Below are 24,448 nucleotides of genomic sequence, written 5' to 3'. Positions count from 1 at the left end.
GGGCAGCCCCTCCACCACGCCCTGCGGGCGCGCGCGCCTTCCCCGCCAGCGGGGAGGAGCAGGACCACCTGATCCTCCCCCACGCCGTGGGGGAGGTGACAGGCCGCAGACCTGACGGAGGGGGCAACAGCAGGCCATGAGCCTTTCCCCACAATGGCTGGACGAACTGCGCAGCCGGATCGCGCTCTCGGGCGTGATCGGGCGGTCGATCCGCGTCCAGAAGGCGGGGCGCGAGTTCAAGGCCTGCTGCCCGTTCCACAACGAAAAGACGCCCAGCTTCACGATCAACGACGAAAAGGGCTTCTACCACTGCTTCGGCTGCGGCGCCCATGGCGACGTGATCCGCTGGATGACCGACCATCAGGGCCTGCCCTTCATCGAGGCGGTCAAGGAACTGGCCGCGCAGGCGGGCATGGACATGCCCGAAATGGACCGTCAGGCCGCGCGCCGCGCGCAGGAAGCCAAGACGCTCCACGACGTGATGCAGGCCGCGCAGGATTTCTTCGTCGAGAGCCTGAAGGGCCCCGGCGGCGAGGCTGCGCGCGCCTATCTGGCCTCGCGCGGGTTTCCGGCCCACATCATGCGCGAATTCGGCTTCGGCTATGCGCCCGACAGCCGCACCGCGCTCAAACAGGCGCTGTCCCGGTTTCCCGAGGCCATGCTGGTCGAGGCCGGACTCCAGATCGTGGTCGAGGGCAAGACCCCCTACGACCGCTTTCGCGGGCGCCTGATGCTGCCGATTGCCGACCAGCGCGGGCGGATCATCGCCTTTGGCGGGCGCATCCTGACGGCGGACAAGACTGACGCCCCCAAGTATCTGAATTCGCCGGACACTCCGCTGTTCGACAAGGGCCGCACGCTCTACAATCTCCACCGCGCCGCGCCCGCCGCGCGCTCGGCCTCGCGGATCGTGGTGGTCGAGGGCTACATGGACGTGGTGGCGCTGGCCGCCGCTGGCCTGGCCGAGGCGGTCGCCCCGCTGGGCACCGCACTCACCGAACACCAGCTCGAACGCCTGTGGCGCGTGACCGAATGCCCGACCCTGTGCTTTGACGGCGACAGCGCGGGCAAGCGCGCGGCGATGAAGGCCGTGGCGCGCGCCCTGCCCCTGCTGCGCCCCGGCCACTCCCTGCGCATCGTCACCCTGCCCGACGGGATGGACCCGGACGACGTGGTGAAGAAGCGCGGGCGCGAAGCCATGCTCGGCCTGCTGGGCGAGGCGCGCAGCCTCGTCGACGTGCTGTGGGAGGGCGAACGCGACGCCGCCCCCCTCGCCACGCCCGAGGACAAGGCGGGCCTCAAGGCGCGGTTGCTCGACCATTGCGAGACGATCCAGCACCCCGACATCAAGGCCCTCTATCGCCGCGAACTGCTCGACCGTTTTGGCGAACTGGCCTTTGCCCGGCGCGAGCGCGCGCCATTTGCGCCCCGGAGCCCAGCCCGTCCGGCACAGGGCGCCCGAACCGGGCGGGGGGGATGGACACCCCCGCCCCCGCCGCTGGCCCCCGAAACCGCCACGCGCCTGACGCAAAAGGTCGGCTCGGGCGATGCGCTGCTGGCCGCCGTGCTGGCGGGCCTCGTCATCCATCCCCAGGCGCTTGCCCGGCACAGCGAGACACTCGCGCGCATCCATCCGGCCCACCCGGACATGGCCGCCCTGCTCGACACCCTCCTCGTATTTTCCGAATCGGGCGAACCGCTTGAAAGCGCCGCCTTGCGTCCCATATTGGAGGCACGGCAGCTTCGGTTGCCGACGGCAGATGACTACGACGGATTGCGATTCGGCTTTCTGTCAGGGCAAAGTGCCACCGCACTCGACGAATTGGCCGAAGCGATCGAGCTGATCGTCGAGCTTCCGGCGGTCGAACTGGCGCTGACGCAGGCCACAGAGCGTTTTGAAACGGAAATATCCGACGAAAGTTTTGCCGAACAGCAACGATTGCTGCAACGAAGGCTGGCTTTGCTGGCCCGGTTGGGGCAAATGGGTCGCACTCGTGCATCGTTATAATAGTCAGCATGGGGCTGCCGCCAACGCGCTGGCGCTCCGCAGGACGGGCCATAGCGGCACGATCAAAGGGTGGTATCGGGGTTAATGGCTTCCAACGACAAGACCGATAGCGGCGATGCACCGCTGATCGACCTTAACGAGGCTTCGATCAAGAAGCTGATCGCGCGGGCAAAGCGCCGCGGGATCATCACATACGATGAACTGAACGAAGCCCTCCCGCAAGACCAGATGTCCTCCGAGCAGATCGAGGACATCATGGCCGCGATCTCGGAAATGGGCGTCAACATCGTCGAGAGCGACGAAGACGCGGTCGATCCCGAAGAACGCGAGCCTGAAGAGGCCGAGGACACCGACACCGGCATGGACGACCGCCCGGTCGTCGAGAAGCGCAAGGAAACGGTCGAGCGGACCGACGACCCCGTGCGCATGTACTTGCGCGAAATGGGTGCGGTCGAACTGCTCAGCCGCGAGGGCGAAATCGCCATCGCCAAGCGCATCGAGGCCGGTCGCGACACGATGATCATGGGCCTGTGCGAAAGCCCGATCACCTTCCACGCGATCATCCAGTGGTCCGAAGCCCTCAACGCGGGTGAAATGCAGCTGCGCGAGATCCTCGATCTCGACGCCATGCTGTCCAAGGAACCCCAGCCCGAAAACCTCTCGGAAGACGGCGAGGACGCCGACGGCGAAATCAGCGAGGCGACCGCGGGCCCTTCCTTCAAGGAAGAGGAAGACGTCGAGGAAGAGGAAACCGAGGACGAAGACGACGAGCTGCGCGAGCGCCGCGCCCGTCCGGCCGAGGAAGAAGAGGAAGACAACACCCTCTCGCTCGCCCAGATGGAAGCCACGCTCAAGCCTGCCGCGCTTGAACGCTTCGCCGAAATCACCAGCCTGTTCCGCACGTTCGAGCGCCTTCAGGGTGAACGCCTCGATTCGCTGGGCCTGGGCCTGGCCTTCCCGGCAGCCAAGGAAGCCGACTATCACCGCCTGCGCGAGGAACTCACCGCGCAAGTGGAAAGCGTGCAGTTCCACGCCTCGAAGATCGAATACCTGGTCGACAACCTCTATGCGTTCAACCGCCGGCTGACGACGCTGGGCGGGCAGATGCTGCGTCTGGCCGAACGCCACAAGGTGAGCCGCAAGGACTTCCTCGATCACTACGTCGGGCGCGAACTGGACGAAGGCTGGCTCCAGTCGCTGGCCAATCGCGACAAGAAGTGGGCGGCCTTTGCCGCCAACGAAGCCAATGGCGTCGAGCGCATCCGCGCCGAGGTTTCGGACATCGCTTCGGCGACGGGCATGCAGCTGGCCGAATTCCGCCGCATCGTGAACATGGTCCAGAAGGGCGAGCGCGAGGCGCGCATCGCCAAGAAGGAAATGGTCGAGGCCAACCTGCGCCTCGTGATCTCGATCGCCAAGAAGTACACCAACCGTGGCCTCCAGTTCCTCGACCTGATCCAGGAAGGGAACATCGGCCTGATGAAGGCGGTGGACAAGTTCGAGTATCGCCGCGGCTACAAGTTCAGCACCTATGCGACCTGGTGGATCCGTCAGGCGATCACCCGCTCGATCGCCGATCAGGCGCGCACGATCCGCATCCCGGTCCACATGATCGAGACGATCAACAAGCTCGTGCGCACCAGTCGCCAGTTCCTCCACGAGCAGGGCCGCGAGCCCACGCCCGAGGAAATGGCCGAGCGTCTGTCGATGCCGCTCGAAAAGGTCCGCAAGGTGATGAAGATCGCCAAGGAGCCGATCTCCCTCGAAACGCCGATCGGCGACGAGGAAGATTCGCATCTGGGCGATTTCATCGAGGACAAGAACGCGATCATCCCGGTCGACGCGGCGATCCAGGCCAACCTCAAGGAAACCGTCACGCGGGTTCTGGCCAGCCTCACCCCGCGCGAGGAACGCGTTCTGCGCATGCGCTTTGGCATCGGCATGAACACCGACCACACCCTCGAGGAAGTCGGCCAGCAGTTCTCGGTGACGCGCGAGCGTATCCGCCAGATCGAGGCCAAGGCCCTGCGCAAGCTCAAGCACCCGAGCCGCAGCCGCAAGATGCGCTCGTTCCTCGATCAGTAAGCCCTTCTCGTCCGTTCATCACCGATGAGCGAATGACAGCAAAAGGCGCCCGGTCCTTCCGGGCGCCTTTTTTGCATTTTCGCCCGGCCACGGGCCAGACTGTGACATTCCCGCACCAGTTGCATATGAAACGAAAAAATTGGAGGGACAGCGAAATCTCCCTGCCACAAACCGATTTTATCGGCTCGCCATCCACAGCGGCCGTTACCGGCCTGTTCATACGCGAGGGGGAAAAATGCGTATCATCTCGACGGCGACCGCCCTGCTGACAGGCGTTGCCCTGGCCTCGATGCTGCCCGCAGCCGCCATGGCGCAGGCCCCGACGGCATCGGGTGCGCCTGAAGCCCCTGCCGATCCGATGGGGACCATCGGCGAACCGATCATCGTGAGCGCCGAACACCGTCAGGAAAACATCCGTGACGTGCCGGTCTCGGTGGCCGTGATCAAGCCCGAACTGCTGCACGACCTCCAGGCTGGCGGCGCGGACACGCTGCTCTCGCTGGCCGGCCGCGTTCCCAGCCTCAATGTCGAATCGAGCACGGGCCGCATTTTCCCGCGCTTCTACATTCGCGGCCTTGGCAATATCGACTTCTACCTCGGCGCCTCGCAGCCGGTGTCCATCATTCAGGACGACGTGGTCATGGAACACGTCGTGCTCAAGTCGAACCCGGCCTTCGACATCGCGCAAGTCGAAGTGCTGCGCGGCCCCCAGGGGTCGCTGTTCGGTCGGAACACCACCGCAGGCATCGTCAAGTTCGACAGTGCCCAGCCCACCGCCACCTGGCAGGGCCAAGGGTCGGTCAGCTGGGGCAGCCGCAACAGCGTCAACATCGATGGTGGCGTGGGCGGGCCGCTGACCGCAGACGGACGGATCAGCTTCCGCCTCTCGGGCCTCTATCAGCACCGCGACAACTGGATCAGCAACACCTACACCGGCCCGAGCGACGACGGCACAGTGCCCGGCCACAATGTGATGGGCGGCTTCAACGAGCGCGACGTGCGCCTGCAACTGCTCGCCCGGCCGACCGATACGCTGACCCTGCGCCTCTCGGGCCACTATCGCGATTATGACGGCACCGCCTCGATCTTCTATCGCGGCTCGATCCGCCAGGGCACCCATACCGTTCCGCAGGACCTCGACCTCACCAGGGTTTCCTACGACGAGGCCCAGAACAATCCCCAAGCCTACAAGACCAAGGGTCTCTCGCTCAAGGCGGTGCAGGAAATCGGCAGCCTCACGCTGACCTCGATCACGGCCTATGAATATTCCCATGGTTCCAGCCGGGGCGACACCGATGGCGGCGCGGCGGCCGATTTCGGCGGCAGCGGCAGCAACATCTGCGCCGCCGGTTGCGGGGAATCGCGCGGGGTTCTGCGCTCGCTAAACCAGTGGAGCCAGGAACTGCGCCTGGCCAGCCCCGATACCGGCCGCTTCCGCTGGCAGATCGGCGGCATCTATTTCGATTCGCGCGACTATACCGAATTCGACCAGCGCGCCTATTTCCTCACCAGCAAGGCGCTGGGCACGACGCCCAACCCCAACAACTGGGTCCTGCTCCACAACGTCAACACCAGCTGGGCCGTGTTCGGCCAGGCCAGCTACGACCTGACCGACAAGCTGCGCCTGACCGGCGGCGTGCGCGTGAGCAACGACACCAAGAACACCACCCTGCTCAAGACCGCCGATACCGTTTCCGGCGCGGTCACGTTCCCGGCCAGCGCCGCGCGCCACACCCGCCTTGCCGATACCGAGCCCAGCTTCGACGTGAGCCTGCTCTATCGCGCGAACACCGATCTTTCGTTCTATGCCCGTGTCGCGCGCGGTTTCCGCGGGCCGACCATCCAGGGCCGTTCGGCGGTGTTCAATGCGCCGTTCACCACCGCGAACTCGGAAAAGAACACCTCGTGGGAGGCGGGTATCAAGAGCGCCTGGCTCGACAACACGCTGACCTTCAACCTGACCGGCTTCTACTACACCGTCACCGACATCCAGCTCAACGGCAACGACAGCAACGGCAATGGTGTGCTGTTCAATGCCAACAAGGCGATCGGCTATGGCGGCGAGGCGGAAATCGGCCTGCGTCCGTCGCGCAACTTGCGCTTCGACCTGGGCGTGAGCGTGCTGCACACCGAAATCAGGGACAACAGCGTCTATACCCAGGTCGGTGCCGCGGGCGGGGTCATGTCGGAGACCGTGCTCAACCCGACCCTGCGTGTGGGCAACGCCTATTACGCGCAGATCAACGGCAACCCGCTGCCCAATGCGCCGCGCTTCAACCTCAACCTGCAAGGGCGCTACGACCTGCCGCTGACCGGCTCCCTGCGCGCTTTCGTCGGCGCCGACTTCAACCTTCAGGGCTACACGATGTACGTCCCCTACAAGTCGGTCGAATATACCTCGGACGGCAACTACGAACTGGGCGCCAAGGCCGGCCTGGCCTGGGGCCGCTATGAACTGGCGGTCTTCGCGCGCAACCTGACCGATCGCCGCAACCTGATCGGGGTGATCGACACCTCGAACTATCGCGCGGGGATCTACAACGATCCGCGCGTGGTCGGCGTGTCGCTCAGCGGCGCGTTCCGCTGATGAAGGCTGCCTGATACGACAAGGACAGGAGCGGGGCGGCCGCAACGCCGCCCCTTTTGCCTTGATTTGGCAATGCATTATGGATGCATTGGCGCTTGACCGGCGGGGTCTTCATCGCCCAGACCCTGCCCCGGAGATCGGGCGTTCTGCCTGGACCGGCGAACGAGGAACAGATGCGCGCAACCACCAACCGCCTGATGCTTGTCGGCGCCATGTTCGCCATGGCGGCATCATCGCCCGCTTTGGCATCGGCTTCTCCTGACCCGGCGCCTGCCCCCAGCCCCCCTCCGGCTGCGGCTCCCCTGAACCCGGCGGACATGCAGGTCGCACGCGACATCATCGCCATCGCCATGCCCCCCGAACAGCGCGTCGCCATGATTCAGAGCTTTTCCAATACCCTGCTCGGCGCGATGAGCGCGAACATCCGCAGCCAGATCGCCGTCGACGATCCCGGTCTCAACCACATCATCGACACGATGCTGGCGCAAGTTCCAGAGCGGATGAAGCCGGTGTATGAACGCAACATCCCGGTGCTGGCCGAAACCATGGCCCGCGCCTACGTGCGCCATTTCTCCAGCGAAGACCTCCACGCGATCCTGGCCTTTGCCCGCACCCCCGCAGGCCAGCATTACCTGTCACGTTCGCTTACCGTGGCGCAGGATCCCGAAATCGTGGAGGTCTACAAGACCATGAACCGCGACGGCATGATCCTGGGGCAAAACCTGTCGAGAGACTATGCCGGTGAAATCTCGGCCTATCTCAAAGCGCACCCCGAGGTCGCGGAAAAGATCGCCGCCGCGCATGGTCAAAAGGCGGGCACGCCACCCCCTCAGCATAAGCCCGATTAATCTGGCGTAACAGGCATAATGGGTTTAGGGGGACGCCATATCCCCGTCACAGATAGCCAGAAAACCCAACCCATGCGCATTGCCATTGCTTCCGACCATGCCGCCACCGGCCTCAAGGCCGATCTCGTCCAATGGCTGGGCGAACTGGGCCACGACGTAGCCGACCTCGGCCCCCAGGCGGGCGAAAGCGTCGACTATCCCGACTACGGCTACAAGCTGGCCCAGGCCGTGGCCAGCGGCCAGGCCGAGCGCGGCATCGCGCTGTGCGGCTCGGGCATCGGCATTTCCATCGCGGTCAACCGCAATCCGGCGCTGCGCTGCGCGCTGGTCGGTGAACCGCTTTCGGCCAAGCTCGCCCGCGAACACAACGACGCCAACGCCATCGCCATGGGCGCCCGCCTGACCGGGCTCGACATGGCCAAGGCCTGCGTCGAAGCGTTTCTGTCGACCGAATTTGCCGGCGACCGCCACGTTCGCCGCGTCACCAAGCTTTCCAACCCCGCGTTCTAAGAGGAGCCTTCCCGATGTCTACCGCCACCGCACCGTCGGAAGTCCGCAAGGCCGGCTTCTTCACCGAGCATCTGTCCTCGGCCGACCCGGAAGTTTTCGCCGCCATCCAGGGCGAACTCAAGCGCCAGCAGAGCAAGATCGAGCTGATCGCGTCTGAAAACATCACCAGCCTGGCCGTTCTGGAAGCCACCGGCTCGGTCTTCACCAACAAGTACGCCGAAGGCTATCCGGGCAAGCGCTACTATGGCGGCTGCGAATATGCCGACATCGTCGAAACGCTGGCCATCGAACGCGCCAAGGCGCTGTTCGGCTGCGAATTCGCCAACGTCCAGCCCAACTCGGGCAGCCAGATGAACCAGGCCGTGTTCCTCGCCCTGCTTCAGCCCGGCGACAGCTTCATGGGCCTCGACCTGAACTCGGGCGGCCACCTCACCCACGGTTCGCCCGTGAACATGAGCGGCAAGTGGTTCCACCCGATCCCCTATGGCGTGAGCGCCGACGATCACCTGATCGACATGGACGAAGTGGCCCGCATCGCGCGCGAAACCAAGCCCAAGCTGATCATCGCGGGTGGCACCGCCTACTCGCGCATCTGGGACTTCCCCCGCTTCCGCGAGATCGCCGATGAAGTCGGCGCGTACCTGATGGTCGACATGTCGCACTTCTCGGGCCTCGTGGCTGGCGGCGCGCACCCCTCGCCGTTCCCCCATGCCCACGTGGTGACCACCACCACCCACAAGAGCCTGCGCGGCCCCCGTTCGGGCGTGATCCTCACCAACGACGAGGCGCTGGCCAAGAAGTTCAACACGGCGGTCTTCCCCGGCCTTCAGGGCGGCCCGCTGATGCATGTCATCGCGGCCAAGGCCGTGGCCTTCGGCGACGCGCTGCGCCCCGAATTCAAGGCCTATGCCCATCAGGTCGTCGCCAACGCCCGCGCGCTGGCCGCTTCGCTGGCCGATGCGGGTCTCTCGATCGTCTCGGGCGGCACCGACAACCACCTCATGCTGGTGGACCTCTCGGCCAAGGACGTGACCGGCAAGGCCGCTGAAAAGGGCCTGGGCCGCGCCTTCCTGACCTGCAACAAGAACGGCGTGCCCTTCGACAAGCGTTCGCCCTTCGTCACCTCGGGCATCCGCCTGGGCGCCCCGGCGGGCACGACGCGCGGTTTCCGCGAGGACGAATTCCGCCAGATCGGCCAGCTGATCGCGCAGGTGGTTGACGGCATGGCCCGCAACGGCGAGGAAGGCGACGGTCAGGTCGAACAGCGCGTTCGCGACGCCGTGACCGACCTGTGCGCCCGGTTCCCCATCTACCCGGAGCTTTGATCGATTGCGTTGCCCGTTCTGTGCCCATGACAACAGCCAGGTGAAGGACAGCCGGCCGACCGAGGACAACACCTCGATCCGCCGGCGGCGCCAATGCGAAAGCTGCGGCGCCCGTTTCACCACGTTCGAACGCGTCCAGTTGCGCGAAGTGCTGGTTGTGAAAAATCTGGGCGACGGGAGTGTCGCGCGGCGCGAGCCTTTCGATCGCACCAAGATCGAAAAGTCCGTGTCGCTGGCCTGCCGCAAGCGGCCGGTCGAGCAGGAACGCATCGACCAGCTGATTACGGGCATCCAGCGCCAGATCGAAACCATGGGCGACGCGGAAGTCTCGTCCAAGATCATCGGCGAGATGGTCATGGACGGGCTCCGCCAGCTTGACAGCGTGGCTTATATCCGCTTCGCGAGCGTCTACCGCGACTTTTCCGAAGCACGCGATTTCGAGGAATTTGCCTCGACCGTGCGTGAAGTCGCCAAGTAATATTCAGATAAAGCAGTGACGTTCAGGTAAAGTGCGCCCAGGCCAGTGACCAGCAAGACCCCCGTTATCGTTCTCGTTCGCCCCCAGTTGGGCGAAAACATCGGCAAGGCCGCGCGTGCCATGCTCAATTTCGGCCTGGCCGAAATGCGGCTGGTATCCCCGCGCGATGGCTGGCCCAATCCTTCGGCAGGCCCGGCGGCCTCGGGCGCGGACATCGTCCTCGAAAACGCGCAAGTCTACGAGACCCTCGCCGATGCCGTCGCCGATTGCGCCCATGTCTATGCGACCACCGTGCGCAAGCGCGGCGTGACCAAGCCGGTCATGACGCCCGAGGAAGCCGCCCGCGCGATCGTCGCCGAGGAAGGGCGCAGCGCCTTCGTGTTCGGCCCCGAACGGTCGGGCCTTGAAACCGACGACGTGGCGCTGGCCCGCACGATCCTGACGGTGCCCATCAATCCCGAATTCGGCTCGCTCAACCTCGCGCAGGCGGTGATCCTGTGCGCCTATGAATGGTCGAAGCAGCACGCGGCGCGCGATGGCGCGGCCAGCGACCTCGTCCAGCCCACCGTCGAAGACCTGCTGCCCCCTGCCCCGCAGGAGGAATTCGAAGGCATGTTCGGCCAGTTGTGCGACCTTCTGGAGCCGCGCGGCTACTTCCAGCCCGAAAGCCGCGCCGCCTCCACACGCCGCACCTTGCGCACCATGCTGACCAAGCCGGCATGGAATCACCTGGAAATCCGCACCTTGCGCGGCGTTCTCTCGACCCTGCGCCGAACTCCGGGCGAAAAACCCGCGCAAGACTGAACTTCCGCACTTGACTCAGAGGGCATCGCCTGTTCTAGGCGCGCCTTCGCAATTGGCCCCGCACGTCCGGTGAAGTGGTGGCCGCATCTGGCAACAGGCCAGATGGTGCGGTTCCGGACAGCCACTCAGGAAGGCCTCTGGCCCTCCCCCAACAAACGCAAGTTGAAAGGAACGAACACGTGTCGAAGCGTCATTCGTCCAAGTACAAGATTGACCGTCGCCTTGGTGAAAACATCTGGGGCCGTCCCAAGAGCTCGGTGAACCGCCGCTCGTATGGCCCCGGCCAGCACGGCCAGCGCCGCAAGAGCAAGGTTTCGGACTTCGGCATCCAGCTGCGCGCCAAGCAGAAGCTCAAGGGCTACTACGGCGACGTGACCGAAAAGCAGTTCAAGAAGACCTACCAGGAAGCCGCCCGCATGAAGGGTGACACCGGTCAGAACCTGATCGGCCTGCTCGAACAGCGCCTCGACATGGTCGTGTACCGCGCCAAGTTCGCGCCGACCATCTTCGCGGCTCGCCAGATCGTGTCGCACGGCCACATCCGCGTGAACGGCGTGAAGTGCAACATCGCCAGCCGCCGCGTGCGCCCCGGCGACGTGCTGACGCTGGGCACCAAGGCCAAGGAAATGGCCCTGATCGCCGAAGCGCAGGCACTGCCGGAACGCGAAGTTCCCGACTACGTGTCGCAGGAAGGCACCGACAAGGTCACCTACGTCCGCGTTCCGACGCTCGACGAAGTGCCCTACCCGGTGAAGATGGAACCGAACCTGGTCGTCGAATTCTATTCGCGCTGATCGGTCGGTCTGCATCGCAGCCCACTACGGAAAAAGGCGGGGTCTCCCCCGCCTTTTTTTGTGCCCGCAACAAAGCCCCCTTTTTCAGATCCAGTCGAGATCGGGCCCGACGGGCACGATGCCATTGGGATTGAGCGCGCGGATCGAATAATAGCCCTGCTTGATGTGTTCGATGTTCACCGTCTCGCGGATACCCGGCAGCGTCAGGATGCGCTTGAGATAGGCACTGAGCGCCTCATAGCTGGCCAGCGGGCGCTGGTTGCACTTGAAGATGCCGTGATAGGCCGGATCGAAACGCACCAGCGTCACGAAGAGGCGGATGTCAGCCTCGGTGAAACGCTCCCCGAACAGGTAAGGGCCCGTGGTGGCCAGACGCTCCTCCAGCCAGTCGAGCGTGACAAAGACCCCATGAAAGGCCTCGTCATAGGCTTCCTGCGTCGTGGCAAAGCCGGCGCGATAGACGCCGTTGTTGAGGGTGTCATAGACCCGCGCATTGAGCGCATCGATTTCGGGCAGCAGATCGGCGGGCGAGAGGTCGAACGTCGGATCGGCCAGATCGCCGAAGCCCTTGTCGAACATCCGCAGGATTTCAGCCGATTCGTTGCTGACCATCGTGTCGCGCTCCTTGTCCCACAGGACCGGAACCGTCGCGCGGCCCGTGTAGTGCGGGTCTGCGCGGGTATAGATCTCGTGGATATAGGTCGCACCGAACAGCGGATCGGCGGTGGCGCTGGGAAAAGTGCCAAAGCGCCACCCCTGCTCGGTCAGCGCCGGCTCGACGACCGAGAGGCTCACCACATCCTCCAGCCCCTTGAGCGAGCGCGCCATCAGCGTGCGCGAGGCCCATGGGCAGATCAGCGCGACGATCAGGTGATAACGCCCGGCTTGCCCCGCAAAGCCGCCCTCGCCGCTCGGGCCCGGCGCGCCGTCCGGGGTCACCCAGTGGCGAAAGCCCGAAACCTGACGCACGAACCCGCCCTTGGCATCGGTCGCCTGAACCGGCTGCCAGTCACTCGTCCACTTTCCATCGACCAACATCGTGTCTTGCCTCCTTGGGCACAAAAAAGGGGCGCCGCAGCCAGCCGGCGCGGCGCCCCATGCATTCGGTCCGGGTTGGAACCGGAAAGATCAGGCCTGCTTTTCGAAAGCCGCCGAGATCTTCAGGCGCACTTCGTCGCTGACGAAGGGCACGTACTTCGAGACGCCGAATTCCGAGCGCTTGAGCGTGCCGGTGGCCGAAAAGCCGATGGTGAAGGCCTTGCTCATCGGGTTCACGCCCGAGCCGCCAAAGGTGGCATCGAGGGTCAGCGGACGGGTCACGCCGTGCATGGTCACGTCGCCTTCGATGCGGGCGGTGCGCTCGCCGGTCTTGGTCACCTTGTGGGCGACGAAGTGGATCGTCGGATACTTGGCCGCGTCGAACCAGTCGGCGCTGGTCAGCTCGCCATCGAGCGTGGCGTTGGTGGTCGAGATGCCCGAAACCGGCAGCGACACATCGAGCTTGGTGACCGCAAGGTTCGCCGGGTTGATCGTCAGCGAGCCGGTGGCGCCGGGGATCACGCCGAAGAAGTCGTTGAAGCCAAAGTGGTTGACGGTGAATTCAGCCAGGGTGTGGTGGGTTTCGACGGCGTAAGTGCCAGCCTGAACGGTCGAGGGCGCGCTCGAAGCCTGGGCCGAAACCAGCGCGGGAGCGCCCAGCACGGGGAGCGAGAGGGCCAGGGCCAGGGCGGCGAAAGTCTTGCGGTTCATGAGAAGACGTATCCTCGTGTGTGAAGGTCGTGTGTGAAATGCTGGCCCCATGATGGCCTTCGAACCACAAGATGATAATAGAGCGGATATGACTATCTCTTTTTACCCGGAGTAGGAAATCATGGCCGACCGGTTGACCGGTATCGAAGTCTTCGTGCTGGCCATGCGGCTTGGCGGGCTCTCGGCGGCGGCGCGCGCGCTGCACATGTCGCCAGCCATGGCTGCCAAGCATCTTTCCGCGCTCGAACAGCGCCTTGGCACTGCCCTCGTCCACCGCACGACCCGGCGCCTCTCGCTGACCGAAGCGGGCGCGGCCTATCTCGACAAGGCCGAGCGCATCCTGGGCGAACTGCGCGAGGCCGATGCCGAGGCCGCCGCGCAGAGCGTGACCATCGAGGGCCTGCTGCGCGTCAGCGTGCCCGCCTCGTTCGGCGTGCAATACCTTGGCCCGCTGGTCGCCGCCTTCACGCAGTTGCACCCGAAGATCACCGTCGAACTGGGCCTGAGCGACCGCCACGTCGATCTGGTCGAGGAACGCTGGGACGTGGCGATCCGCATCGGCATCCTTGAGGACAGCAGCCTGATCGCGCGCAAGCTGGCCGACATGCATCTGGTGATCTGTGCTTCGCCAGCCTACCTCGCCCGTGCGGGCACGCCCGAAAAGGTGACCGACCTCGCCCATCACGACTGCCTCGGTTTCACGCTCTCGATGCCCGGCACCTATACCTGGCGTTTTGGTGTCGATGGCTCGATCCGGCAGGCCATCCGCGGCTCGCTCCATGCCGACAACGGCGAAGTGCTGGTCGAGGCTGCTGCGGCGGGTCTCGGCCTCGTCTATGGCCCGCGCTTCATCGCCGCGCGCGCGCTGCGCGAGGGGCGTCTTGTCGAGGTCGCGCTCGACCACCCCCTGGCCCCGCTCGGCGCCATTCACGCCCTCACCCATCCGACCCGCAGGCCTGCCGCCAAGACCCGCGCGTGGATCGAATTCCTGGCCGGAGCACTGCCCCGCATGGCTGACCAATGGTGATAAGAATATTTCAGTATTTCAAGAATTTCATGCAAAACTCAGGTCGTCGCAAATTGGCCACGCTTGCCACCTGAAGACGGGAACCGCCCCCCGCCTTGTGGCATTGTAGGGCCATGCAGATGTATCGCTTCGTCACGCCGCATCGCAGCGGCAAATGGTACCCCGATCTGGAAACCGCCCAGGCACAGGCCAACGCCATCGGCGCGGGCTTCCTCGACACCCGCACCGGCCAATTCGTCCAATATCCCGACACCCGCATGGAAACACAAACCCTCGCGGATGATGGCGACCAGATCGCCGCCTAGGCATCAGATCACGGATTCAGGCCCATGGCCTTGCGCAACAACGCATCGCTGTCGCTCAGGATCCGGGTGCGGGCCTGCTGGCTTTCGAGCTGGTGATCGAGGCCCTTGAACTCGACATAGGCGGCCAGATGGCCGGTCGGGCGCAGCCTGTCGGCCATCTCGCGCGATTGCGCGACCGGCACATTGAGATCCTGATCGCCATGGAACAGGAGCACCGGCACGGTGAAAGCCCCGGCATTGAGCGCAGGCGATGCCCCCTTGAGCGAATCGCCCTCGCCAATCTGCCGACCGACGATCACACCGGTCGTGTAGGCCATCTGGTCGTCGCGCAGACGCGGCAGGTCGGTCACCGGGGCCACCGCCACGATGGCCTTGAACAGGCCGGGATCGACCACCCCCGATTGCAGCGCGGCATAGCCGCCATAGGACCAGCCCACGATCCCCAGCTTGCCCGGCGCGGCAATCCCCTGCGCCAGCAACCAGCGCCCCGCATCGTCGATATCGGCAATGGCCCGCGCCCAGGAGTGGAACGCGTTCCCGTTCTGCCAGTCGACCCCATAGCCTGAAGATCCGCGATAATTGGGCTGAAGCACGGCATAGCCGCGCAGCGCGTAGAACTGGACCAGCCAGTCGAACCCCCATTCGTCGCGCGCACTCGGGCCGCCATGGGGCATGACGATCGCCGGGAGGCCTTTTCCGCTGGAATCGCCCGGATTGTGACCCGGCGGAAGGGTCAGATAGGCCGGGATCATCGTGCCATCGGCAGCGCGATAGCTGATCGCCTGCATCGGGGCGAGCTTCACGCCCTCCAGTTCGGGGCGCAGGCCCAGCACCTGTTCGAGCTTGCGGGTCTTCTTGTCGAAGACATAATACATGCCCGGATCGGTATCACCGCTTGCCAGCAGCAGCAGTCGGCTTTCATCGGCGGAAGCATCGACGAAGCTGATCTGGGGCTGTCCCGGCAAGGCCTTGTGCAAGGCGGCAGCCAGTTTGGCGAGTTCAGGATCGAAGAATTCGACCACCCGCTTGTCCGTCGCGTAGCTGACCCCGACCACACGACGGCTACGCCCGATGGTGACCAGATCGTCGACATCGACATCGCTGCGCCCGAGGACGCGCTCGCGCGTGAGCGAACCGTCGAGCTTGATCCGGTAGAGCGCCGTGCGCCCCTCCTCGCCCGTGCCGAAGCCATAGGCCACGTCGAGCGTGGGGTCGACCGCAAGGGGAACGAACCCCTTGACCGAAGAACCATTGCTGTCATCGGTATGGCCCAGAAGGTTCCAGTCACCCGTCCCGGCCTTGCGATAATACCAGTTGAGCTTGCCGGTCTCGTAACCCGTGGAATTCTGCACCTCGCGCGCGATGATGCGGACATGGCCGATCCCGTCAGTCAGGTAACCGGCCGCATCGACCCGTCCCATCTGCACGGTGCGGCGCTGGAGAGTGGTAACATTGACCGATACAACGCCGAGCCCTTCCTGCGTCTGGGCAAGGTGCGTGCCGGTCGACATTTCCGGCACGAACGAGTGGGTCATCAGAACCTGGCCCGGCTTGTCCCCCGTCCAGTCGATCACCGCGTCACCGTGGTAGTCGAAGCCGAGCGCCCTGTCCGTCTGTCGCTGCGAGACGACCGTCAGATGCCCGCCATCGCTGTCGATCGCCACCATGCGCGCATAGCTGATCGGCGTCCCGACATTGGCTTCGTAGATCCTGATCCGGCAGAACAGGCGCTTGTCAGTCGGCCACGAACACCCAAAAAGCTTCTCCCCGGCGCGCGGGCTGGCCAGCACCGAACGAGGGGTGCCGCCAGCAACCAGATCGGCGACCATGACCTGCTGTCCCGCGCCATCGGGGACGATGAAGGCAACATGGGTGCCATCGGGCGACATGCTCATGTCCGAAACCGCCACGCGCGCGCCAAAGGCCTGCGCCAGAGCCGCCCCTTCCGCCGGAGCGGCCCCTTTCGTCGGAGCGGCATGGGCAACCGTGGAGCGGACACCCCCGCCGCCCATCGCTGCCACGACCAGCGCGGCGCAACCCGCGCCCCGCATCCACCCCCTGAACCCCACTGCCAGCCCCCTCATCACCGATGATCGATCAATCGGCGAAGGGTAGCACGGCGCCATGCCCGGGCAATGTTTTACTGCAATAAATATCCATATTGCAGCAATTTAGCTGTCACCTTTGGAAATAATCCCGTCGGAAATCGGCCGCGAAGGCGGCAAAGCGGTCCTGCGCGATGGCGGCGCGCATGGCGGCCATCAACTGCTGGTAGAACGAGAGGTTGTGCTCGGTCAGCAGCATCGCGCCAAGCATCTCGCCCGACTTGTGGAGGTGATGAAGATAGGCGCGGCTGTACTTGGCACAGACCGGGCAGGTGCAGCGTTCGTCGAGCGGGCCGGTATCCTCGGCATGGCGGGCATTGCGCATGTTGAGCGGGCCGTTCCAGGTGAAGGCCTGCCCGTTGCGGCCCGAGCGCGTGGGCAGCACGCAGTCGAACATGTCGACCCCGCGCTCGACCCCGCCGACCAGATCGTCGGGCTTGCCCACGCCCATCAGGTAGCGCGGACGGTCTGCCGGAAGCTGGCCCGGCGCGAAATCGAGCGTGGCAAACATCGCCTCCTGCCCCTCGCCCACGGCAAGGCCGCCGATGGCATAGCCGTCGAAGCCGATGTCGCGCAGGGCGTCGGCGCTGGCCTGGCGCAGCCCTTCGTCGAGCGCGCCCTGCTGGATGCCGAACAGCGCCGAACGCTCCGCGTGCTCGCCGCCGCTGTCGAAGCCGTCGCGGCTGCGCTTTGCCCAGCGCATCGACATTTCCATCGAGCGGGCGATCACGTCGCGCGACTGGTCGGCGCGCGGGCATTCGTCGAAGGCCATCACGATATCCGAGCCGAGCAGGCGCTGGATTTCCATCGAGCGTTCGGGGCTGAGCATGTGGCGCGAGCCGTCGAGGTGGCTGGCAAAGGTCACGCCTTCCTCGGTGATCTTGCGCAAGTCCGACAGGCTCATGACCTGATAGCCACCGCTGTCGGTCAGGATCGGGCGGTCCCAGCCCATGAACGCATGAAGCCCGCCCAGCCGGGCCATGCGTTCGGCACCGGGGCGCAGCATCAGGTGATAGGTATTGCCAAGGATGATGTCGGCGCCGGTCGCGCGCACGTCTTCCACCTTCATCGCCTTGACGGTGGCTGCGGTTCCCACCGGCATGAAGGCGGGCGTGCGGATGTCGCCCCGCTTCATCTGGATGGTGCCGGTGCGGGCCTTGCCGCTGGTCGCGTGGATCTGGAAATTGAAACGGGTCATCGTGAAGCGTGCCGGCTATCCGCAGGAAAAGAACTGTTGCGGGCCTTAGGCGCAAACGCCAAGGGGTGCAAATGCCGCTCACGATCCTTGCCCTGATGGCCCAGGCTGCCGAAACGACCCAGACGCTGGCCTATCACCCGCCCTTGTGGATCTATCCGGTGCTGACCGCGGTGGCGATGATCACCGGGTTCGTCGATTCCGTGGCCGGTGGCGGCGGGCTGATCATGATGCCGGTCCTCTTCACGCTGGGCCTGCCCCCGCACATTACGCTGGGCACCAACAAGCTCCAGTCGATGTGCGGAACGGCCATGGCGACCTTTCGCTATTACCGCGCGGGGCTGTTCACGCTGTCGGGCAACCTGGCCTTGCTGGGCGTGACCTTTGCCGGGGCGCTTGCAGGCACGCTCACGATCCAGCATTTCGACGGGCGCGTGCTGGCGCTGGTCGTGCCCGTGCTGCTGATCGGGGTCTCGCTCTATACCGTGCTGTCGCCGCGCATGGACGATACCGACCGCCACGACCGCGTCGGACAACGCGGCTTCCTGCCGGTCGCCAGCGCGATCGGTTTCTACGACGGCTTCTTCGGGCCGGGCACCGGGCAGTTCTTCACCACCGGGCTGGTGGCCTTGCGGGGGCTTGGCCTGACACGGGCCACGGGCCTGACCAAGCTGCTCAACCTCACCAGCAATCTGGCCGGGGTGATCCTCTTTGCGCTGGGCGGGCAGATCCTGTGGGTTCTGGCGCTGTGCATGGCCTGCGGATCGATGTGCGGGGCCTGGATGGGCACCCATTTCGCCACGCGCCTTGGCGCAAGGCTGATCCGCCCGCTGCTGATCACGGTCAGCCTCGGGCTGACCGGGCGCCTGTTGTGGGGCTGGTTTGCGGGCTGAAGCGCCCTGGGAAAACCCCGCTGTTTTTCAGGCTCGCGCCAGTGCCGGCGGCCCGGCCTTTCCGGCCATTCCCACCACGGTATCCCGGCGCATCTGCTGGCCGCCCAGATCGGGGCGCACCATCCGGTCGCGCGTGCGCCAGCGGTTGACCAGCCCCGAAAGCGCCTGCGATTCCTCGGCCATCGCGCGGGCGGCGGCGCTGGTCTGCTCGACCATGGCTGCATTCTGCTGGGTCACCTGGTCGATCTCGCCCATCGTCGCGCTCACTTCACCCAAAGTCTCGACCTGCTTGGCGGTATAGTCGGCGATCGTGCTGATCGTGGTGCCGATGCCGTTCACGTCGCCCAGGATCTCGCCCAGCAAAGTGCCCGACTGCTTGACCAGATCCACCCCGCCGCGCACCTGCTGGCCCGAAGCATCGATCAGGGCCTTGATGTCGCGCGCGGCTTCGGCGCTGCGCTGGGCAAGCGCCCGCACTTCGGAGGCGACGACGGCAAAACCCTTGCCCGCCTCGCCCGCCCGCGCCGCCTCGACCCCGGCATTGAGCGCCAGCAGGTTGGTCTGGAAGGCGATCCCGTCGATCACCCCGATGATCTGGGTAATCTCGCCCGAGGAGCGTTCGATTGCCCCCATCGCCTCGACCGCCCGCGCAACGACCGCCCCACCCTGCTCGGCCTTGCCAAGGACCTGCGAGGCCTGGCTGCGCGCATCGGTGGCGGCACGGGCCGTCTGGCGCGCGCCATCGACCACCTTGTGCATCGCGGCGGTCGTTTCCTCGACGCTGGCCGCCTGACGGGTGTTGCGCATGGCCAGATCATGCGCGGCACTCTGGATTTCGCCGATGGTCCCGGCCAGACTGGTCGCGCCCACGCGCACCGTCCCCATGGCCTTCATCAGCATCGCCACGGCTTCGTTGTAATTGGCGCGAAGAACCTGATATTTCTCGGGCAATTCCTCGTGGATGCGGTGTTCGAGATCCTGCCGCGCGAGATAGTCGAGCGCACTGGCAAAGACATCGACGACCTGCACCTGCTGGGCCAGTTCCTCTTGCGCTGCGGCATGGGTCCGCGCCTCGACCCCCTGCTTGATGTCGAGCAGGGCCCGGCTGATGGCCCCGATCTCGTCGTGGCGGTCATGGCCGGGCACTTCGGCATCGAGTTGCCCGTCGGCCATCCGCTCCATCGCCTGAACCAGCCGCTTGATCGGCACCAGCACCCGCTGGCGCAGGACACAGGCCAGCACGACCGCCATGACCAGGGCCAGACCACCCCCGATGGCCAGCCCGATCCTGGTCCGATCAGCCGCTCGCGCGGCATGGGCCGCCCGCGCGAGCGCCACCTTGCGGTTGTAGGCGATCTGGCCATTGAGGGTCTTGCGCAAGTCGACCGCCACCTTGACCATCGGGCCGCGATAGATATGCGCGGCAGCCGGTATGTCGCCCCGCAAGGCCATGTCGCGCACGCCCAGCGTCTGGGCGCGCAGAATCTTCCATCCGGCCTGAACCTTGCTGAAAATCGCGCGTTCGGCAGGGTCGCGCAGCCGCGTGTTGTAGGCGGCCAGCCCCTTGTCGGCCGTGGCAATGTTGTCGATGATATCCTTGTCGACGCTCAGCACGTCGGAGGGCTGCTCGGCGGTGACCTGCAAGCCCTGCTTGATCCGCGCCACGTCCATCGCGCGCGAGATGTCGGCCAGCTGGATCGTGCTGGGCAATGAATCCTCGGTGACGCTGCGAAACTCGTGCGATACTTCCGCAAGCCCTGTCACCCCCGACCACAACATCAGCGAGGTGAGCACGACCGTCATCAGCGCGCCCAGATGAATCACCCGTGAAATGGTCACATGCATCGCACTCGGCCCGATCCTGCTATCCGCTCACCGGGAAGGTGCGCACCCGCACGCCAAGATTGCGTTGCGGCAGGATCGGGGAAAACACCCAGTCGAATGCGGGCCAAAACGCTCCCGCACCTGCGCCCTGCAGATGCGCTCTGGAGATTCTCAGGGCAGCAGCAGGCTGGAATCACCGTAACTGTAGAAACGATAGCCATTGGCGATGGCATGGGCATAGGCGCCCTGCATCGTCTCCAGCCCCATCAGCGCCGAGACCAGCATGAACAGGGTCGACTTGGGCAGGTGGAAATTGGTCATCAGCCCGTCGATGGCCTTGAAGGTATAGCCCGGCGTAATGAAGATCGAGGTATCGCCGGTGAACGGGTTGATCGTCCGGCTTTCGTCTGCCGCGCTTTCGAGCAGGCGCAGCGAGGTCGTCCCCACCGCGATGATCCGCCCGCCTGCCGCGCGCACGGCGTTGAGGCGCGCGGCGGTCTCCGCGTCGATCGTGCCCCATTCGGCGTGCATCTGGTGGTCGAGGGTATCGTCGGCCTTGACCGGCAGGAACGTGCCCGCGCCGACATGCAGGGTCAGCGTCTCGTGCCCGATCCCCGCCTGCGCCAGCGCGGCCATCAGTTCGGGGGTGAAATGGAGCGCCGCGGTGGGCGCGGCAACCGCACCGTCCTTGTCGGCGAACATCGTCTGGTAATCGCTGCGATCCTGCGCATCGGTCGGGCGCTTGCCCGCGATGTAGGGGGGCAGCGGCATTCGCCCGGCGCGTTCGAGCAGGACTTCGACCGGCTCCTCGCCGGGGAAGAACAGGGTCCAGCTGCCGTCCGCATGGCGGGCCTCGGCCATGGCGGTCACCTGCGCGCCAAAGGCGATGGTGTCGCCCTCGCGCAGGCGCTTGCCGTTGCGCACGAAGGCCTGCCAGCGGCGCAAGTCGATCCGCTTGTGCAAGGTGGCGCCGATCCGCGCCTCGCCGCGCTGGCCTTCGAGCTGGGCCGGGATCACGCGGGTATCGTTGAACACCAGCACATCGCCCGCGCGCAGCAGCGAGGGCAGGTCGCGCACACCCAGATCGGCCAGAGGGGCCCCTCCTGCCACATGGAGCATCCGCGCCGCATCGCGCGGACGCGCGGGGCGCAGGGCAATGGCCTCGGGGGGAAGGTCGAAATCGAACAGGTCAACGCGCATGGGCTGGCGCGCTAGCCGCATGGCCCGGCAAGGGCAAGCCCCCGGCGCCCCTCCGGCCTGCGCCCGCCCCGATCAGTTCGAGCCGGACTTGCTGAGCATGTCCGCCGTGATCGCCCCGCTCTGGACCGGCGCGGCAGGCGCCGGGCGCGGCTTGTGATCGGCCAGGATCGAGGCCTGGACGATTTTCGTCGGGTTCTTGGGCGGTTCGCCCCGCACGATCGTGTCGACCGCATCCATGCCGCTGATCACGCGCCCAAAGTTGGTGTACTTGTGATCGAGCGCAAAGCGCGGATAGAACACGATGAAGAACTGGCTGTTGGCCGAGTTGGGATCGTTGGTGCGGGCCATCGAGACCGTCCCGCGCATGTGCGGCGCATCGTTGAATTCGGCCTGGAGGTCGGGCAGCTTGGAGCCGCCCTGCCCGGTGCCCGTCGGGTCGCCGGTCTGGGCCATGAAGCCCTCGATCACGCGGTGGAAGATGATCCCGTCATAGAACCCCTGCCGCACGAGGGTCTTGATCCGCTCGATATGATGGGGCGCCCATTCTGGCATCAGCCGGATCAGCACGCGCCCGCCGTTCGACAGGTCGAGCACGAGTACGTTCTCGGGATCGTGCGCGGGGTCCGTGTCGATGGCATAGGTGATCTCGTGCTGGGGCACGAACTTGTCGACCTTGAAGGGCTTGACCGGCTCCTTGTTCCCCTGGCTCTGCGCCATGGCCGGGCCCGACACCGCCAGGCTGGCGACAAGAGCAGCGCCCATCAGGGCCTTGGAAAACGAACGGGCGATCATCAAGCCTGACACCTTGCTGGAATACGGGAAACGGATCGAATACGAGAAATGCCGATTAAGGCCGGGGCACTGACACTGCAATGAACGTTTGGCAACACCGGCCAGCACAACACTGCCAGCACCAGGGTTCCCTGCGGGAGCCTCAATAGTCTCCCCGGCGCCCCAGATGCGCAACCCGCGCCACCACTTCGTCGCGCACGGTCGGCGTCACGAAATGGGAAATATCGCCACCGAACAGCGCGATTTCCTTGACCAGCTTGGAGGCGATGGGCTGAAGGCTCACGTCTGCCATCAGGAAGACCGTCTCGATCTGGTCGTTGAGCTGCTGGTTCATGCCCGCCATCTGGTATTCGTACTCGAAATCGGCAACGGCGCGCAGCCCGCGCACGATCACGCTGGCCCCTTGTGCCTCGGCAAATTTCATCAGGAGCGCGTTGAACCCGACCACCTCGACGTTGTCGATGCCCTGATCGGCCATTTCGCGTTCCACCATGACCATGCGCTCTTCGGGCGTGAACATGGGGTCTTTCGAAGGGTTGGTGGTGACCCCGACGATCAGCCGGTCGACCAGTTTGGCGCCCCGGCGGATTATATCGAGATGGCCCAGCGTAATCGGATCGAACGTGCCGGGATAGATGCCGATTTTCGGCTCCATTTAGCGATCTCTTTCCACGATGAAGCGCGCCAGCGCGCGCAGAAGATCGGCCTCGGGGCCATGGCTGGCCAGATGGGCGACCGCCTGTTCGACGAGCAGGTGCGCCTGCTCGCGCGCGCGGTCCGGGCCGAGCAGCGAGAGAAAGGTTTCCTTGCCCGCCGCCGCATCCTTGCGCAGCGCCTTGCCGGCAGCCGCCTCGTCACCCTCGGCATCGAGCAGGTCGTCGGCGATCTGGAAGGCAAGGCCGATATCGCGGGCATAACCACGCAGGTGCGTGCGCCCTTCGGGGGCCAGACGGCCCAGAACAGCCCCCATCTCGACCGCCGCGCCCAGCAGGGCCCCGGTCTTGAGCTGCTGGAGGCGGGTGACAGTGGGCAGGTCGAACGTCGTCGTCTCGGCCACGATGTCCATCATCTGCCCGCCGCACATGCCGTGAAGACCGCTGGCCGTGGCCAGCGTGCGGACGAGTTCGATCCGCGTGAACGGATCGCCGCTCGTGGCCGGATCGCTCAGCAGTTCGAAGGCGAACGCATGGAGCGCGTCACCCGCCAGAACCGCCGTCGCTTCGTCAAAGGCCTTGTGCACGGTGGGCTTTCCGTGGCGCAGCGCGTCGTCGTCCATGCAGGGAAGATCGTCGTGGATCAGCGAATAGGCGTGGATAGCCTCCAGCGCGGTGCCCACCCGCACCGCCGCCGTGCGGTCGACCCCGAACATCGCGGCGGTCGCACAGACCAGCAGCGGGCGCAGCCGCTTGCCGCCACCGATGGCCGCATAGCGCATCGCCTCGACCAGCCGGTCGCGCGGGTCCGCCGCCATCGGCAGGAGCGCGTCGAAACAGGCGTCTACCTCGGCCTGGATCGCGGCGAGCGCGGGGCCCAGCAGGGCCTGACCGTCTGTCGCGGTCCCCATGGGATCAGGCGCCGTCGAACGGGCGCGTGCCCGCAGCGCGGCCCTCGCGGTCGGCCACCACGGCCTCGATCCGCGCCTGGGCGGCATCGAGCCGAGCCTGGCAGGCCCCGCGCAGAGCCTCGCCCCGCGCGTAGAGGTCGATGGATTCGTCCAGAGGGGCCTCTCCGCTTTCGAGGCGGCGAACCACGACTTCCAGCTCCTTGAGCGCATCCTCGAAGCTGAGCGCGGCGATGTCTTGTGTGCTTGCCATCGCCCCTAGCAATGGCCGGGCCCGGCCTACCGGTCAAGCGCCGACATTCAGTACCCCCGCGCATAACGCGTGCATAATCAAAAGCCCTGCCCCGAACTGCCCGCT

General features: G+C 65.5%; 22 protein-coding genes. 12 read left to right on the top strand and 10 right to left on the bottom strand.

Annotated elements, in window-relative coordinates:
- Window positions 1-136: 136 nt before the first annotated feature.
- The 9 genes from dnaG (at window position 137) to rpsD (ending at window position 11,439) form a co-directional block, all read left to right on the top strand.
- Window positions 137-2,008 (top strand): DNA primase, encoded by a 1,872-nt coding sequence (gene dnaG / locus SBI20_RS00625; RefSeq protein WP_317973204.1) that lies wholly within the window; start codon window positions 137-139, stop codon window positions 2,006-2,008.
- A gap of 84 nt (window positions 2,009-2,092) precedes the next feature.
- Window positions 2,093-4,093 carry an RNA polymerase sigma factor RpoD gene (gene rpoD / locus SBI20_RS00620; RefSeq protein ID WP_317973203.1) on the top strand — a complete coding sequence of 667 codons (2,001 nt, stop codon included), beginning with the start codon at window positions 2,093-2,095 and terminating at the stop codon, window positions 4,091-4,093.
- A 235-nt stretch (window positions 4,094-4,328) separates the two neighbouring features.
- Window positions 4,329-6,680: a TonB-dependent receptor gene (locus SBI20_RS00615; RefSeq protein WP_317973202.1), complete on the top strand. Its 2,352-nt coding sequence runs from the start codon at window positions 4,329-4,331 to the stop codon at window positions 6,678-6,680.
- Window positions 6,681-6,775: 95 nt separating this feature from the next.
- Entirely contained in the window at window positions 6,776-7,528 is a 753-nt protein-coding gene (locus tag SBI20_RS00610; RefSeq protein WP_317973201.1) for a DUF2059 domain-containing protein, read from the top strand.
- Between the two features lie 72 nt (window positions 7,529-7,600).
- On the top strand, window positions 7,601-8,038 hold the full coding sequence (rpiB, locus tag SBI20_RS00605; RefSeq protein WP_317973200.1) for a ribose 5-phosphate isomerase B: 438 nt from the start codon (window positions 7,601-7,603) through the stop codon (window positions 8,036-8,038).
- Between the two features lie 14 nt (window positions 8,039-8,052).
- The gene (gene glyA / locus SBI20_RS00600) at window positions 8,053-9,363 is read left to right on the top strand and encodes a serine hydroxymethyltransferase (RefSeq protein WP_317973199.1); all 1,311 of its coding nucleotides are present in this window, start codon (window positions 8,053-8,055) and stop codon (window positions 9,361-9,363) included.
- Window positions 9,364-9,367: 4 nt separating this feature from the next.
- Window positions 9,368-9,841, top strand: coding sequence for a transcriptional regulator NrdR (nrdR, locus tag SBI20_RS00595; protein WP_317973198.1), 474 nt, complete (start codon window positions 9,368-9,370; stop codon window positions 9,839-9,841).
- Between the two features lie 45 nt (window positions 9,842-9,886).
- Window positions 9,887-10,645 (top strand): RNA methyltransferase, encoded by a 759-nt coding sequence (locus SBI20_RS00590; RefSeq protein ID WP_317973197.1) that lies wholly within the window; start codon window positions 9,887-9,889, stop codon window positions 10,643-10,645.
- A 179-nt stretch (window positions 10,646-10,824) separates the two neighbouring features.
- Window positions 10,825-11,439, top strand: a complete 615-nt coding sequence (gene rpsD, locus SBI20_RS00585; RefSeq protein WP_317973196.1) for a 30S ribosomal protein S4 — start codon at window positions 10,825-10,827, stop codon at window positions 11,437-11,439.
- 84 nt (window positions 11,440-11,523) lie between these two features.
- Here rpsD and SBI20_RS00580 read toward each other — a convergent pair whose 3' ends face one another.
- Together SBI20_RS00580 and SBI20_RS00575 are read right to left on the bottom strand one after the other, a co-directional pair.
- Window positions 11,524-12,477 carry a glutathione S-transferase family protein gene (locus SBI20_RS00580; protein ID WP_317973195.1) on the bottom strand — a complete coding sequence of 318 codons (954 nt, stop codon included), beginning with the start codon at window positions 12,475-12,477 and terminating at the stop codon, window positions 11,524-11,526.
- Window positions 12,478-12,567: 90 nt separating this feature from the next.
- Window positions 12,568-13,188: a YceI family protein gene (locus SBI20_RS00575; protein ID WP_317973194.1), complete on the bottom strand. Its 621-nt coding sequence runs from the start codon at window positions 13,186-13,188 to the stop codon at window positions 12,568-12,570.
- Window positions 13,189-13,309: 121 nt separating this feature from the next.
- On the opposite strand from SBI20_RS00575, the gene SBI20_RS00570 reads away from it, so the two are divergent.
- Together SBI20_RS00570 and SBI20_RS00565 are read left to right on the top strand one after the other, a co-directional pair.
- Window positions 13,310-14,215, top strand: coding sequence for a LysR family transcriptional regulator (locus tag SBI20_RS00570; RefSeq protein ID WP_317973193.1), 906 nt, complete (start codon window positions 13,310-13,312; stop codon window positions 14,213-14,215).
- A 119-nt stretch (window positions 14,216-14,334) separates the two neighbouring features.
- Entirely contained in the window at window positions 14,335-14,520 is a 186-nt protein-coding gene (locus SBI20_RS00565; RefSeq protein ID WP_317973192.1) for a hypothetical protein, read from the top strand.
- A gap of 8 nt (window positions 14,521-14,528) precedes the next feature.
- Here the strand turns inward: SBI20_RS00565 and SBI20_RS00560 are convergent, their stop codons facing one another.
- On the bottom strand, window positions 14,529-16,571 hold the full coding sequence (locus SBI20_RS00560; RefSeq protein WP_317973191.1) for an alpha/beta hydrolase family protein: 2,043 nt from the start codon (window positions 16,569-16,571) through the stop codon (window positions 14,529-14,531).
- 127 nt (window positions 16,572-16,698) lie between these two features.
- Complete coding sequence (tgt, locus tag SBI20_RS00555; RefSeq protein WP_317973190.1) at window positions 16,699-17,823, bottom strand: tRNA guanosine(34) transglycosylase Tgt; 1,125 nt, start codon at window positions 17,821-17,823, stop codon at window positions 16,699-16,701.
- Between the two features lie 71 nt (window positions 17,824-17,894).
- On the opposite strand from tgt, the gene SBI20_RS00550 reads away from it, so the two are divergent.
- Entirely contained in the window at window positions 17,895-18,713 is an 819-nt protein-coding gene (locus tag SBI20_RS00550; protein ID WP_317973189.1) for a TSUP family transporter, read from the top strand.
- A 27-nt stretch (window positions 18,714-18,740) separates the two neighbouring features.
- On the opposite strand, the gene SBI20_RS00545 is transcribed toward SBI20_RS00550, so the two are convergent.
- The 6 genes from SBI20_RS00545 to SBI20_RS00520 all read right to left on the bottom strand — a co-directional run bounded on the left by SBI20_RS00545 (window position 18,741) and on the right by SBI20_RS00520 (window position 24,343).
- Window positions 18,741-20,558, bottom strand: a complete 1,818-nt coding sequence (locus SBI20_RS00545; protein ID WP_317973188.1) for a methyl-accepting chemotaxis protein — start codon at window positions 20,556-20,558, stop codon at window positions 18,741-18,743.
- Window positions 20,559-20,708: 150 nt separating this feature from the next.
- On the bottom strand, window positions 20,709-21,737 hold the full coding sequence (gene queA / locus SBI20_RS00540) for a tRNA preQ1(34) S-adenosylmethionine ribosyltransferase-isomerase QueA (RefSeq protein ID WP_317973187.1): 1,029 nt from the start codon (window positions 21,735-21,737) through the stop codon (window positions 20,709-20,711).
- Between the two features lie 72 nt (window positions 21,738-21,809).
- Window positions 21,810-22,529, bottom strand: coding sequence for a peptidylprolyl isomerase (locus SBI20_RS00535; RefSeq protein WP_317973186.1), 720 nt, complete (start codon window positions 22,527-22,529; stop codon window positions 21,810-21,812).
- A gap of 142 nt (window positions 22,530-22,671) precedes the next feature.
- Window positions 22,672-23,184, bottom strand: a complete 513-nt coding sequence (gene coaD, locus SBI20_RS00530; protein ID WP_317973185.1) for a pantetheine-phosphate adenylyltransferase — start codon at window positions 23,182-23,184, stop codon at window positions 22,672-22,674.
- Window positions 23,185-24,093: a polyprenyl synthetase family protein gene (locus tag SBI20_RS00525; RefSeq protein WP_317973184.1), complete on the bottom strand. Its 909-nt coding sequence runs from the start codon at window positions 24,091-24,093 to the stop codon at window positions 23,185-23,187. It abuts the gene before it with no gap.
- Between the two features lie 4 nt (window positions 24,094-24,097).
- Window positions 24,098-24,343: an exodeoxyribonuclease VII small subunit gene (locus SBI20_RS00520; protein ID WP_317973183.1), complete on the bottom strand. Its 246-nt coding sequence runs from the start codon at window positions 24,341-24,343 to the stop codon at window positions 24,098-24,100.
- Window positions 24,344-24,448 lie beyond the last annotated feature (105 nt).

The organism is Novosphingobium sp. IK01, assembly GCF_033242265.1.
Taxonomy (GTDB): domain Bacteria; phylum Pseudomonadota; class Alphaproteobacteria; order Sphingomonadales; family Sphingomonadaceae; genus Novosphingobium; species Novosphingobium pituita.
This window is presented reverse-complemented; position numbering and strand designations above follow the sequence as displayed.

What these genes read in the sequence shown, in the direction of transcription:
- dnaG (WP_317973204.1), top strand. Translation starts at nt 137, where the DNA reads ATGAGCCTTTCCCCACAATGGCTGGACGAACTGCGCAGCCGGATCGCG.
- rpoD (WP_317973203.1), top strand. Translation starts at nt 2,093, where the DNA reads ATGGCTTCCAACGACAAGACCGATAGCGGCGATGCACCGCTGATCGAC.
- SBI20_RS00615 (WP_317973202.1), top strand. Translation starts at nt 4,329, where the DNA reads ATGCGTATCATCTCGACGGCGACCGCCCTGCTGACAGGCGTTGCCCTG.
- rpiB (WP_317973200.1), top strand. Translation starts at nt 7,601, where the DNA reads ATGCGCATTGCCATTGCTTCCGACCATGCCGCCACCGGCCTCAAGGCC.
- glyA (WP_317973199.1), top strand. Translation starts at nt 8,053, where the DNA reads ATGTCTACCGCCACCGCACCGTCGGAAGTCCGCAAGGCCGGCTTCTTC.
- SBI20_RS00580 (WP_317973195.1), bottom strand. Translation starts at nt 12,477, where the DNA reads ATGTTGGTCGATGGAAAGTGGACGAGTGACTGGCAGCCGGTTCAGGCG.
- SBI20_RS00575 (WP_317973194.1), bottom strand. Translation starts at nt 13,188, where the DNA reads ATGAACCGCAAGACTTTCGCCGCCCTGGCCCTGGCCCTCTCGCTCCCC.
- SBI20_RS00570 (WP_317973193.1), top strand. Translation starts at nt 13,310, where the DNA reads ATGGCCGACCGGTTGACCGGTATCGAAGTCTTCGTGCTGGCCATGCGG.
- SBI20_RS00565 (WP_317973192.1), top strand. Translation starts at nt 14,335, where the DNA reads ATGTATCGCTTCGTCACGCCGCATCGCAGCGGCAAATGGTACCCCGAT.
- SBI20_RS00560 (WP_317973191.1), bottom strand. Translation starts at nt 16,571, where the DNA reads ATGCGGGGCGCGGGTTGCGCCGCGCTGGTCGTGGCAGCGATGGGCGGC.
- tgt (WP_317973190.1), bottom strand. Translation starts at nt 17,823, where the DNA reads ATGACCCGTTTCAATTTCCAGATCCACGCGACCAGCGGCAAGGCCCGC.
- SBI20_RS00550 (WP_317973189.1), top strand. Translation starts at nt 17,895, where the DNA reads ATGCCGCTCACGATCCTTGCCCTGATGGCCCAGGCTGCCGAAACGACC.
- SBI20_RS00545 (WP_317973188.1), bottom strand. Translation starts at nt 20,558, where the DNA reads ATGCATGTGACCATTTCACGGGTGATTCATCTGGGCGCGCTGATGACG.
- queA (WP_317973187.1), bottom strand. Translation starts at nt 21,737, where the DNA reads ATGCGCGTTGACCTGTTCGATTTCGACCTTCCCCCCGAGGCCATTGCC.
- SBI20_RS00535 (WP_317973186.1), bottom strand. Translation starts at nt 22,529, where the DNA reads ATGATCGCCCGTTCGTTTTCCAAGGCCCTGATGGGCGCTGCTCTTGTC.
- coaD (WP_317973185.1), bottom strand. Translation starts at nt 23,184, where the DNA reads ATGGAGCCGAAAATCGGCATCTATCCCGGCACGTTCGATCCGATTACG.
- SBI20_RS00525 (WP_317973184.1), bottom strand. Translation starts at nt 24,093, where the DNA reads ATGGGGACCGCGACAGACGGTCAGGCCCTGCTGGGCCCCGCGCTCGCC.
- SBI20_RS00520 (WP_317973183.1), bottom strand. Translation starts at nt 24,343, where the DNA reads ATGGCAAGCACACAAGACATCGCCGCGCTCAGCTTCGAGGATGCGCTC.